7 protein-coding genes are annotated in these 13,828 nt (G+C 36.9%); all 7 read right to left on the reverse strand.

From position 1 onward, the window contains the following. Positions 1 to 4 precede the first annotated feature (4 nt). The 7 genes from MHI57_RS04415 to MHI57_RS04445 all read right to left on the reverse strand — a co-directional run bounded on the left by MHI57_RS04415 (position 5) and on the right by MHI57_RS04445 (position 13,822). Positions 5 to 1,471: a CoA-acylating methylmalonate-semialdehyde dehydrogenase gene (locus tag MHI57_RS04415; protein ID WP_340975220.1), complete on the reverse strand. Its 1,467-nt coding sequence runs from the start codon at positions 1,469 to 1,471 to the stop codon at positions 5 to 7. A 187-nt stretch (positions 1,472 to 1,658) separates the two neighbouring features. Continuing rightward, complete coding sequence (locus MHI57_RS04420) at positions 1,659 to 3,263, reverse strand: PucR family transcriptional regulator (protein ID WP_340975222.1); 1,605 nt, start codon at positions 3,261 to 3,263, stop codon at positions 1,659 to 1,661. A gap of 251 nt (positions 3,264 to 3,514) precedes the next feature. Then, positions 3,515 to 4,198, reverse strand: coding sequence for a 4'-phosphopantetheinyl transferase family protein (locus tag MHI57_RS04425; protein ID WP_340975224.1), 684 nt, complete (start codon positions 4,196 to 4,198; stop codon positions 3,515 to 3,517). A gap of 20 nt (positions 4,199 to 4,218) precedes the next feature. Next, positions 4,219 to 5,607, reverse strand: a complete 1,389-nt coding sequence (locus MHI57_RS04430; protein ID WP_095373064.1) for a DHA2 family efflux MFS transporter permease subunit — start codon at positions 5,605 to 5,607, stop codon at positions 4,219 to 4,221. Beyond that, the gene (locus MHI57_RS04435; RefSeq protein WP_095373063.1) at positions 5,607 to 5,819 is read right to left on the reverse strand and encodes an MbtH family protein; all 213 of its coding nucleotides are present in this window, start codon (positions 5,817 to 5,819) and stop codon (positions 5,607 to 5,609) included. Before MHI57_RS04435 ends, MHI57_RS04430 begins: the two co-directional genes overlap by 1 nt. After that, positions 5,816 to 12,922 carry an amino acid adenylation domain-containing protein gene (locus tag MHI57_RS04440; RefSeq protein ID WP_340975226.1) on the reverse strand — a complete coding sequence of 2,369 codons (7,107 nt, stop codon included), beginning with the start codon at positions 12,920 to 12,922 and terminating at the stop codon, positions 5,816 to 5,818. The genes MHI57_RS04435 and MHI57_RS04440 overlap by 4 nt, the downstream gene beginning before the upstream one ends. 15 nt (positions 12,923 to 12,937) lie before the next feature. Then, complete coding sequence (locus MHI57_RS04445) at positions 12,938 to 13,822, reverse strand: isochorismatase family protein (RefSeq protein ID WP_340975227.1); 885 nt, start codon at positions 13,820 to 13,822, stop codon at positions 12,938 to 12,940. Positions 13,823 to 13,828 lie beyond the last annotated feature (6 nt).

Below are 13,828 nucleotides of genomic sequence, written 5' to 3' on the forward strand. Positions count from 1 at the left end.
CTTATTAATAATCAAAACGTGAGGTAATCATCTTCTTCCGGGTATAAAAATTAACACCATCTTTCCCGTTTACATGCAAATCACCATAAAACGAATCCTTCCACCCAGAGAAAGGAAAAAAGGCCATTGTTGCTGGGACACCAATATTGATCCCTAACATACCTGCATCCGCTTCTTCTCTGAACTGACGGACAGCACGCGCATCTTTCGTATAAATCGTTGCGCCATTTCCATATCTTGATTGACTAATATAAGCTAATCCCTCATCTAAATCTTTCGCTCGCAATAAACTTAGCACTGGGGCAAATATCTCATCCTTTGCAATGGTCATATCAGGTGTGACTTGATCAAAAATTGTCGGACCTAAAAATGTGCCGTTTTTCATTTCAGACATAACAGCTCTACCATCACGTAACAGCTCTGCTCCTTCTTCAATGCCTTTCTCAATATATCCTAAAACTTTCTGACGATGAGAATCTCTTATAACTGGTGTTAGCAGGACTTCTTCATTAGATCCTTCACCAATAATTAATTCATCTGCTGCTTGAGAAAGCTTTTCAACAAACTCAGATCCATCACCTACCACAACAACCGCACTACAAGCCATACAACGCTGACCGGCACTGCCAAATGTAGAGCTTATAATATGGCTAATCGCTTTCTCCTTATCCGCATCTGGCATAACAATATGATGATTCTTCGCTCCTGATAATGCTTGCACTCTTTTACCGTAAGAAGCCGCTTTTTCATAGACATATTTCGCAACCGGTTGAGAACCAACAAATGAAATTGCTTTGACGAGGGGATGTTCCAGTAAGCCATTAACTACATCATGCGCACCGTGGACAACATTTAAGACGCCAGCTGGTGCACCAGCTTCCATAAACAACTTCGTCAACTCATTAGATAAAATAGGCGTTCGCTCTGATGGCTTAAGAACAAAAGTATTGCCACATGCAATGGCAAGTGGAAACATCCACAAAGGAACCATCATTGGGAAATTAAATGGTGTGATACCAGCGACAACTCCATGTGGGTAACGAAACATTTGTGAATCGATGTCTTCTGCAATCGTCGACAAAGTTTCTCCCATCATTAGTGTTGGGGCTCCAGCGGCAAATTCCACACATTCAATTCCCCTTTGCACTTCCCCATATGCTTCTTTATATGCTTTACCATTCTCTTCTACGATTAATTTTGCTAATCTTTCATGGTTTTCCGTTAACAAATGATGATATTTATAGAGAATTCTCGCTCTTTTTGGAACCGGTGTTTTTTTCCAAGTTTGAAAAGCATTTGCTGCTGCCTTTACTGCTTGATCAACATCTGATTTCGTGGATATAGGTACCTTTGCAATAATTTCCCCAGTTGCTGGGTTAGGCACCTCCATTGTTTCTGTAGATTGTGAAGGTACCCATTGGCCATTAATAAAATTCTGTAAAGTTTTCGTTTCCTGTTCAATTACGCTCATCATCAAACCTCCTATTAAAGATTGATTATTCTGATTTCATTATCTCTTATTTATTATCCCTTTTTCATTAGACATACTGTAAAAAGGATAACGGTCATTCATAAACAAACGGTCTATATGAAAGAATAGGGTAAATCTTGAAATCAGTGCCTCAAAGGAAATCGTAACAAGCAAAATAAACCGACTACTATAGAGACGGTTCATTCTTTTTTACTTTATTTGTTTTATCGATTGGTCGCTGGATAAAATCATAGCTTAATAGCATAAATTCCAATGCCAATCTTTTCTCATGACTCATAAAATCGGAGCCTAATAACTGCTCAATTTTTTCCAACCGATGATATAAAGTTTGTCTAACAATATACAATTTCTGTGCCGTATCTTTTTTTGAGCCATTACAAATTAAGTACATTTTTAATGTTTCCATTAACTTTGATTGATGTGCAGTATCATATTCAACAATCGGTCCTAAATATTCTTCGATCATTCCTTGTAAATTCATATGTCTACTGGCAACTGAGATAATACGAAATATATGTAAGTCATCATAAAACATACTTGAATACGAACGATGATAAAATTGTTGATTCACTTGGATTGTTTCTAATGCCGTTTGATAACTCTCATGCACGGCATTCAAATCACAAACATATTTTCCAATTCCAAAATTAAAAGTCGTGTCTGATTGCATATCCGAAAATAATTGCTTCATTTTTTCAATTGCTTGTACTACTCTCCTCTTCCAATCAGTTAATCCTCTTTCATTAAATAATATAAATACAATTGCTTTGTGCTTCTCAACGGCTAAGAAAGAAAAACCTTTTTGTTCTAATATGGAGCGAAAATACAACTTGAAGTAAGTTAAATTTTCTAACATTTCCACTTGATAGACACATACAACCGCCCCTCGAGGTGCTTTCGGTAAATAGGCAGATACATGGTTTAGTAATGAAGGCGTCGTTTCCTTACCTTCTAACCAAGAATTTACCCACTCACTTTCTTCTAACCTTCTTTTTTCCTCTACATATAATTCACGAATAAAGAATTGTGCTAGAGCGTTAGCTGTTCTGTCTACAATTAGCTGATCATATTCTGTTAAGTGATGAGATGAAGAAATGATGATAAGTTCAGCAAATTTCTCTCCTAAAAGTTCAATAGTAGCTCTTACGACAAAACGTGAAGGTTCTTGTTGGGCTTGTACCTTCTTTAGGATATTTTCTCTTTTTATTTCTGGTAGTACAGGATAAAACTTCGCACTTTCATCTTGAAATAATAATAGAATTTGCACTTGCAATTCTTCATAAATGACCTTCAAAAGTTCATCATAATGATTAATAGAAAGAAGTTTCTTATTTAAGATATGAGAGATTTTTTCTAAATTAGCTAACATATCATATTGCTGATTAATTAAAGATGTATGAATGTCTTGCGTGATTTCTACGAAAGGAACTTCCTTTAATATGAGTATAATGGGGAAATTCGCTTTGTTTGCCATAGAGATAATTTCATGAGGTATGCCCTTCGTATAAGTGCCATATTCAATACATAAGCCTGCTGCATTCGACTTAATTAACTGTTGTACAATTGAGATAAATAATTCCTTTCTCTCTCGCCATGCAACAGCGGTTGAAAGGATTAGTTCATTTCCTTTTAAAAGATTCCCTATTTTCGTTACCTCAACAATATGAACCCACTTCACTTGATCTACTAACCCATCTTTCCCTGCAACTATTTCTATTTGATCGAAATGCTTCCTTTGCAAGATATCATTGACGGTTAAATAGGATTTCATTCTCGCCCTCCTAAATTCTGAATATATAGAATATTAATAGATAACTAGACAAATTGTCAAATATAATAGAAATATTTAATACATTCAGTAAACATAAGAGGTCAACTCCCATGAAAATAAATGTTTATTCTTTTTACACATTTCTTAAACGCATTGCAACAATTCTTCTGATCAAACGCTCTCCATACTCAGCAAGATTTCTTTATGTATTCCGTCATATAAATGAGGTTCATAAAATGAAACCCAGCGCTTTATACTGTTTGTACGCTGGGTTTGATAATTTCTTCAAATGTGACAAGTTGTAGATGATGAGGAAGTTTTTCCTCGGGTGACAATGCGCAAATTGATAAGCTATATTGCTTTAGGAGGTTATATACCTTTACTTTTCCCCCTGGATACCGTTTTTGTTGATGGTTGACATCGAATTCACTCCGATTTTTTTCTTCGAGTTCTATTTCTTGGAGGTCTACAAGTAAACCAGTACCGATGGCTTTTAAATAGCTTTCTTTTATCGTCCAACGATTAAAAAAATCTTTCGCTCCCATACACTCTTCTTCCTCTCGAAACAAAAGGGAGTGTAACTCTGGCTTTGGTTTAGTTATTTTTTCTAAATCTATCCCTACCATTCCATCAGATCCAACGGCACACACACACCAATCACCAGAATGAGACAAGCTAAAAGGGGGAAAAGGGTCCGCGTTCAAAAAAGGTTTACCGTATTTGCTGAATTCGAGCTTTGTAAGATCAACTTTAGGTAACTTTTTCATAAGTATTTTCCTTAATAATAGATAACCTACTAACGTACGATATGCATCTTCTATTCTTCTATAACGGTGGATTTGTGTTCTTTTTAATGGTGGTAAATAGTCGCTATAATGATGTAAAGTTACCTCTGAATGTACTTGCGGTAATCGACAAGCAAAAACTTCAAGCATACCTTCCCCTCCTTCTTATACTAGCTTGCTTTTTTCATTTTTGGTGATGTTGACTTAATAGCGGTTTGACTATTGATCGCAAACAAGCACGCAGCAAGTAGAAGCATAGCACAAAAAATAATAGCCACTTGATATAATTGCTCATTTCCGATTGAGAACATGCTGATAATTAAAGAAATACTCACAATTCCCATTGCTGCACCCAAGCGGTTCTGCACATTAAATAATGTGGTTGCTTGTGACATCTTTTCTTTATTAATATGATGGAATGCCGTATACTGCATGGCAATCACGGCATGTCCTAACGTCAGTCCAATTCCAAATAAACAAATTTGTAAACCGATGATAGAACCAGTAGGGCCTATCCAACTGATGAGTAGGAAAAAGACACTGGATAATAAGAATCCATAAACAATCACACGATAAACGCCGAGAAGTTTTAATGTCAGGGGCATTACTCTTGATGCCACCATTAAACCAATCGCTTCAATAAAAATAGTTAATCCACTTTTTAATGGTGATGCACCAGTTGTATATTGATACATAATCGGGAACAAATACAAGAAACCTTGTAAGCCTGCCGCTCCAAGAAAAGAGAGCATGCTTATTCGTTTAAATGTCTTTTCCTCCAATAATTTTAAGTTCAATAAGGGTTGATCTGCTTTTAATGCATGAAAAACATATGTAACAATCATTATTAGCCCAATCATCCCAAAAACGATTATTGGCAGACTCATTCCTGCTGTTAGTCGATTCAACGTATACATAAATAATGGAAAACCAATCACCATTAATAATAAGCCTTTCACATCTAGCTTTTTACCCATATACTCATGTTTTTCCTGTAAAAATAGTGCACCGATTATAACGATGAACAAGCCAATCGGAATATTAATTAAGAAGATCCACTGCCATGGTAAATAAGTAACGATTAACCCACCAATTATCGGACCAAGGGCAGGTGCTATAGCAATTGGAATGACGAAAGACCGCGACAGTTTCGGACGTTCTTCAATGGAAAACGTCCGAAAGATCATCGCCATGCCTATAGGGGCAAACAAGCCGCCTCCTAATCCTTGCAGAAACCGGGCTATGTTTAACATCGATACTGAATCTGCTAAAGCACACATATAAGAAGCGAATGTAAAAACGAGTGAGCTAACCATAAACATCTTTTTACTTCCAAAACGATCACCTAAATACCCTGCACAAGGTAAAATCATGCTAACCCCAACAAGATACCAGACAGTCAATCCACTTAACTGAGCGGATGTTACGCCCAGTTCAGCAGCAATCGAAGGAAGGGCAACATAGACGATTGTTCCGTCTAATGCCGCCATAAACATAGCTAGTATATACACTGTACATAATGCTCTTCTTTGGTATTTAACTTTTCTATCCATTGTCATTACAGTGATAGACTTTCCTTCTCTTTTTCATTTGGAAGTAGACTTTCCCAATGCTCTTCAATATATTGATGGCAGCTTGAAAGGGTAGTTTCCCCCCAAACCACTTGCCAGCCTGTAGGCACATCAATATAACTTGGCCATAATGAATACTGCCCTACATTATTCATTAAAACAAAATACAAAGAATCTTTTTGATCAAATGGGTTACTCATGTTTGTAGACTCCCTTCTAAATGCTTGTTTTCAATTAAACACTTTAACTCTCTTGCGATTCCTTCTCCTATTTCTGCTAAAGGTTCTGGTTGACACATATCTTTATGACGGCAAGCAATATCATATTGTCGCATCCTGCCATGAACATATGGTAACCATCTCGCTGGATCATCATTTTTAAACCACTCTGGAACAATTGTTGACTTGAAGAAAATCATATCTCCCTCATATACTTCTGGGTCATATTCTGACATTATACGAACGGAATTTTGATAGGTTTCTTTAAGATTTTCGATTGTTTCTTCATCCAATGATGCAAGTACACTCCCCTTTTCCTGAAGTAATTCTTTAACCGATTGTATTGTTAATTGATCGCCTTTCACTTCTTGAGGATCATAGCCCCCAAGTGCTAGCATCGCAATTAACGCATCATCTTCTGCTTCTTCTTCATTCATAGAAATGAAATGACCTGGATAGGAATCCATCATGACTAAAAACTCAATTTTCTCGCCCTGCTTTTGTAATTCAACTGCCATTGCATGAACAACGTTGCCTCCTAACGACCAGCCAAGTAAGCGATACGGACCTTTTGGTTGAACAGAACGAATCTCTTGGATATAATCCTTCGCCATTTCAACTAAACTTGTAGGTTTATTTTTCTTCTCTTTAATCCCTTTTGCTTGTAGGCCATAGATAGGAAAACGACTATCTAGTTTCGACATCAATCCAGCATAGCACCAGCTTAAACCACCTGCTGGATGCACACAGAATAATGGCGTCTCACTTCCTGTTTTTCGTAAACCCAATAATGACTGTAATGAAGCGCCTTCTTCTGCATCACCTTCAATCACTTTTGCGAGTTGCGCTGCAGTTGGTGCTTCAAATAACACACCAATGCCTAACTCTTTGCCGAATGTTGATTCTATTTTTTTCATTAATTGAACAGCTAATAACGAATGCCCTCCTAAATCAAAGAAACTATCATCAATACTTACTTCAGTTAAATGTAGGGTTTCTGCAAATAACTGCGTAAGTATTTCTTCTTGTGGAGTTCTAGGTAGATGCCTATCTCCCTGCATTGTCTCCATCTCTGGTTTCGGGAGAGCTTTCAAATCTAATTTCCCGTGGTTCGTTAATGGAATATCATCTGTTCTAACGAAGTGATTCGGAACCATATATTTAGGCAATCTCATTTGTAAAAATTGTCTCAGTTCTTTGTAATCAATCTCATTGTGAGAGATGAAATAGCTAACCAATTGCTTATCACCATGCATCGTTAGTACTGTTGTTACAGCTTGTTTAATTGCAGGATACTGAAGAAGTGCTGCATTCACTTCACCTAACTCGATGCGGAAACCACGAATTTTCACTTGATGATCGGAGCGACCAATATAGTCAAGTGAACCATCTTCTGTCCATTTTGCTAAATCTCCCGTTTTGTACATTCGACTTCCTGCTGATCCATATGGATTAGCGACAAATCTCTCCGCTGTCAGTGCTGGTTGATTTAAATAACCATGAGCGAGTCCATCCCCACTAACATACATTTCTCCTATTACACCTTTAGGAACAGGTTGAAGGTAATCATCTAATATATACACACCTAAATCAGGGATACCTTCACCAATTAAACTACTAGCAGATTGTCGAATTATGTCTTTCGTTAGTTCTAAGTAACTGACGTGAACGGTTGTTTCTGTGATACCGTACATGTTAATAAGCTTTGTTTTTGACATTGCATGCAGGTTATACCAACTTTCCAATCTTGGTAGTTCCAACGCCTCTCCACCAAAAATGATATATCTGATTCGCAACATATCCGATAAATCAATTCTTTCTTTTTCAGCTTCCATTAATTGATAGAATGCAGATGGTGTTTGATTTAATACAGTCACTCGTTCTTTAACTAATAATTGTAGAAAAGCTTGTGGGTTTCTAGTCGTCTCGTATGGGACAATAACTAGTTTTCCACCATATAATAATGCACCCCATATCTCCCAAACAGAGAAATCAAAAGCATATGAATGGAAAAGTGTCCAAACATCATCATGATCAAAAGAAAACCATTGATTCGTTGAGGCAAACAGTCTTACCACATTGCTATGTGGAACTAGCACACCCTTTGGCTTACCGGTAGAACCTGATGTATAAATAATATAAGCTGGTGAACTCGGATATATCTCATTCCCCTCAATTTCTTCTAAGTTAGAAGTATCATACAATGTCAATGTTTGATGTAATTCTAGATCAAACACAATTTGATTCCCTTGTTCTACCTGTTTTTTATCAGTAATCATCATAGCCGCACCAGCATCACGATGGATATATTGTTTGCGATCTTCTGGGTAATCCGGATCTATTGGTACGTAGGCTGCACCGGCTTTCAATACCGCTAAAATACTTGTAATTAACTCCAAGGACCGTGGTAATGATATGGTGATAAAATCATTTGCTTTTACACCTTTATCAATTAACATTCTAGCAAGCTGATTTGCTCTTTCATTTAGTTGTTGATAACTGATTGATGTCTCATCATATGTTACCGCTATTTCATTGCGGTATTGTTCTACCATTTGTTCAAAGTTATGAACGATATGTTCTTGTTTCGCTGTTACTTTCTTTGATTGTAGATGTAATAACTCATTTTTTTCTGTGTCTAATAGAATCGGTAACTTTCCAACAGATTGATTCGGCGTAGCAATGATTGAACTTAAGAGAGTCAACCATTGTTGCAATAAATGTTGGATTTGTTCATGCTTATAAAGGTCTTTTCTATATTCAATCGCACCTTCCAATGTATCTTGATTAAATCCTTGCCAAAATTCAAAAGTTAAATCAAATTTCGCTGTGTTCGTACCGTTAATTTGAATTTCTGCATCCACTCCCTCCACTTTAAATGACGGTTGTGGTGTGTTTTGCATAATAATCATTGATTGGAATAATGGATGAACTTTATTAGAACGGGTTGGGTTAATCGCCTCTACCACTCTATCAAACGGTGTGTCTTGCTGATCATAAATACTCATATTTTGTTTCTTCACGCGATGTAGTAACTGTAAAAATGATGGATTGCCTGAAACATCTGTACGTAGAACAATTGTATTAACAAAGAAGCCAACGATTGCTTGTAATGACGGCTCATTCCTCCCAGCTACTGGTGTACCAAATGGGATATCATCACCAGCGCCTAAACGATGATACAGTGTTGCTAATGCTGATTGTAGAACCATAAACAACGTAACATCTTCATCTTTTGCTAACTGATTGAGTTGTCGATAAAGGTTTTTGTCCATCTCAAAAGTCAATCGTCCACCTTCAACCATTCTTTTTTCTGGTCTTTCAACCCCAAGTGGTAGTGGGATGGCCTCAGGTATGTGGGCTAATTGTTTTTTCCAAAAGGCAAGCTTTTCCTCCATATCATCCACTAACATTTCCTGTTGCCAGAAGGCATAATCACCATACTGAATAGGTAATGAAGATAAAACTGGCTGATCACCCTTAACAAAGGCCTCATAAGCAGTTGATACATCTTCCATAAATGGTGCAATCGACCACCCATCAGCGAATAGATGGTGATAAACAATACATAATATATTCTCTTTTTCATTTATTCTAAATAGATAGCTATGCCAACCTAATTCATTTTCCCAATCGATTGGCATTTTGATCGCTTCATCAATCTCATGATTGAGCTCATTTCGATTAATCGTTTTTTCATAGTATTTCAATGTTGCTTCATCAACTGATAATACCCTTTGATATACTTCACCATCTTTTGTTTCTATGACAGTTCTCAACGCTTCATGCTTTTTCATTACCTCAACTAAAGATTCGTATAAAGCGTCCTTTCGGAGTGTGCCTTTCAACTTGACTACTACAGGAATATAATAAGTAGAACCTACATTTTCTGTTTGTTCGATAAACCATAATCTTTTTTGTTCATGACTCATTGGAGCATACTGATCTCTCTTATGTGGCTTTAACTTTCTACCTTCAAACTTGTTGTCTGATTGTTCTTTCACTTGTTCAACAATAAATTGGATTGTTGGGTTTTGATAAAATGCTGAGAATGATAAACTTAGACCGAATTCCTCACGAAGCTTACCCAGTAATTGGGAAGCAAGTAATGAATGACCGCCAAGAGCAAAGAACGAATCGGTTTCGCGTATTTCATTCAACATTAATATTTGGCGGAAAATATTATAAACATCCTTCTGCAAAGGAGTCCAACATTCGTCATCTGTATAGCTTGCGTTACTTTCCAGCGGATTAGGTAATTCACGCAAATTTAACTTTCCATTAAGCGTCAATGGGAAAGCGTCCAAATACATAAAGAAACTAGGAATCATATAATCTGGCAAAAACTCACGTAAGTATGAATTGAAATCTTCACTTGTTTTCTTCACGTTCTCTGCCGCTATTATATAAGCCGTAATACGTTGATCTCCCGGTTGATCTTCTCTTACAATCACTTTACAGCTTTTCACATTAGGGTGTGCTAACAAGTGATGCTCAATCTCGCCTAATTCCATCCGATGTCCACGGACTTTTACTTGATCATCACTTCGTTTCACATAATGAAGTTTTCCAGATAAATCTCTTATGCCAATATCACCTGTTCGATACATTCTTTGGCCGTTTTCAGTAAATGGATTAGCCACAAACCTTGAGGAGGTGAGCGCTGGCTTACGATAGTAACCGTATGTAACAGCCTCTCCCGCAATATAGATTTCACCTGGTCTACCCGGAGCAACTAGTTGCAGGTTTTCATCCAAAATGTAAATTTCTGTGCCTGAAAGGGCGTCTCCCAGTGGTGGTGAAGTAAAACCATCAACTGACGTTAATACATAATGTGTAGACCAAATTGTCGTTTCAGTTGGACCGTAAACATGATGTACTTCTTGACATAACGTTTGCATTTGCTTAGCTGTATGTGAAGGAAGTTTTTCTCCCCCAACTAATACTTTGACATCCTGTAATTCTTCTGTTATAAATGGCAGGATCATTTGCCAATGTGTCGGTGTTGCTTGAACCGCACTAATGTGCTTTTCCTTTAATTCTTTTACAATATTTGGCGGATCAGAAATGACTGCATTCTTAGCGATCACACATGTGCCCCCAACCGTGATGGGTAAAATCAATTCTAATATAGAAATATCAAACGAAATCGTCGTTAAAGCATAAAAGCGATCCATATGGTTTAACTGTAAATGCTTATTCATTGCCGATAAGAAATAAGAAAGTGACTTTGCAGGTACGAGAACACCTTTTGGATTACCAGTTGAACCTGAAGTATAAATCATATACGCTGGATCTCCACTATTTACGGGAGGTAGCAAAGTTTCACTCTTATCCTTAAAAACATCGATGGTCATAAGATATGGTTGGAAACTTTTTGGTAGTTTCTGCTTCCCTTCAGTATCAGTAAGAATTAGTTGTGTTTGACTATCTTTTAACATATAGTTGAGTCTACTCTCAGGATAATCGATATCAATTGGCACATAGGCACCGCCAGCTTTCCAAACAGCCAATATGGCAACCAAAATATTGGCAGAACGGCTTACAGCTATCCCCGCAATAAAGGGATAATGGTACCCCGTGCTAATCATTTCTTTTGCTAATGCTGAAGTCATCTTATCTAGCTGTTCATATGTCCATATTTCCCCACTATATTCTAATGCCGGATGCTGAGGATATTTCTTTACCATTTCCTTGAATTGAATAAGCGGATGAACGCTTTCAGCTGTCTCACACCCTAAATCTTTTCGCATCAATGCGTTTTCTTCATCTAATAATAAATTAATCTTCCAAATAGGTTGCCCGCCATCAATACTTGGTAACCTCTTTAGCCAATGGATTATTCTACTTGCATGTTGCTCTACTTCCAATTGCTGAAACTTCGTACCATTTGCTTCAATATCTACTCTTAGACTGCCATCTCTATCTTGCTCAAACATATTCATATTCATTAAATCAATCGGACCTGTGGCTAATTTATAAGTAGTGGCAGCGACATCGCCAAAAATCGGTTGATACGTAAACGGCATAATATTTACTTGAAAAGAGTTCAAAAAACTGCTCTGGCCAATAGTTCCTAAATCTCTTTGTAATTGTTCTTGACGATAATGTTGATGTTTACTATTCTCTCTCGTTTCATTTACAACTTCTTTCACCAGACTCATAAAAGTCGAATCATTAGAAAATGATAGCAGTAATGGTAGAATATTCATTGTTGTTGCTGGAATATTCATCGCAACTGTTGAACGATTCATCATCGGTAATGTTAATAAACTCTTGCGATCCCCCGTTATCTTATATTGATAAACCCCCATAGCTGCAATCACGAGATGTGGCCACGCGATTTTCCATTCTTTTGCCTTGTTTTTTATCTTTTGAAACTCTGTGGCTGTTAATTTTTCAGCAATTTTTATCGTAGATGTTGCCTCAGAAGATTGAAGCTCATTCTGAGACAATGAAACGTCGTGTGTGACTCCTTTATATTTTTCCTTCCAATATTTTTGATCTTCCATATATAACGAAGATTCTTTATACTTGTTCTCTTCTTCAATTAATAGTGACAATTGTTTAAAAGCAGGTTCTGGCTCAAACTTTTCTTTTAGATATGCTGAATAAGTACTTGCCACTTTGTTTGTTATCAATGAAAATCCTAATGCATCACAAGCAATATGATGTATTTTCTGATACCAAAGATATTCATCACTTGCTATTTTAAAGAGAATTTGCTTATATATCGGACCTTTTTTCAAATCAATTGACAGGGATAAGTCATCATTCATGAGATCAATAGCTGTTTGCTTAGGGGTCTTCATTAGACTCACATCGATATATTGAACAGGCACTTCATTCGGTTTTTGAAGAACTTGATATAATTTTCCATTCTCTTCAAAAAAGGTAATGTGGAGGCTGTCTGCTTCTTGAACAGTACTCTTAATACTTTCTATTAATAACGACACGTTTATTCGCCCGTTTATTTCAACATATTCGCCAGTATTATAAGCTGTCTTTCTTTCATCTAATTCATGGGCGTACCAAATACCTGCTTGGGCATCTGTTGCTTGCAGTTTGGTTGCTTCACTGATCATTACATGCTCCTCCTTTTAAGAATAGACTTCGTCTGTTTGTGGAAACATTTCATACCAAGCTTGTAGGGTTGGATTTGATGCCATTTTCATAAAGTTTACATCTGCTCCTTCAGCTCGCCATTCTTCTACTAACGTCATCATCCTAATGGAGTCTAACCCTAAGCTCACTAAGTCATCATCATCCTTGATTTCATTAGGGGAGATATCTAGTATCTCTGCTACTTTTGCCTTTATTTCACTGTGCGCACGATTAGATGCGTTTTTTCCTGATAAATCATGAAGTAGTGCTTCTGTTAATAAAACCTTCCCACATCTAGTTGCTGTATAATTTAATGCCTGTACATGTTCCTCATAAGAGAAATCAGCTACTGCATCGGCAATTAGAAATGGTTGGATATCATACATAAATGCTTCCATTGCCGTAGCTAAACAACCTATATGTGCATACACACCACATATAATAAGTTGATCACGACCATCTTCTTTCATACGATCAAGTAAATTTGATTTCTTAAAAGCACTATATCTCCATTTTGTTTGAATCGTATCATTGTCTGTTGGTGCCAACTCAGGTACAATACCTGTTTGCGCTTCATCTTCGGTTAGTCCTGGCCCCCAAAAATCGGTTAATAAGGCACGGTCTTCATCTTTTTGATTACCTGGTTGTGCCGTATAGACAATTGGTATATTTTCACTTTGACAATAAGCTTTTACATGAGCAATCTTTTCAATTACTCCCTCAATCAATTGAGAACCATTCTCATAATAGTTGATAAAATAATTTTGCATATCATGAATTAGCAGTACTGCGCGCTTATTATCAAGCTGCCAATCTACTTTATTTTTTGGTAAACTATTTGCCTCAGGTAATGGATAGGTTTTGATTTTTGGTATTGACATAGGGAA

The organism is Cytobacillus sp. FSL K6-0129, from assembly GCF_038007625.1.
In the GTDB taxonomy this organism is placed as follows: Bacteria; Bacillota; Bacilli; order Bacillales; family Cytobacillaceae; genus Cytobacillus; species Cytobacillus kochii.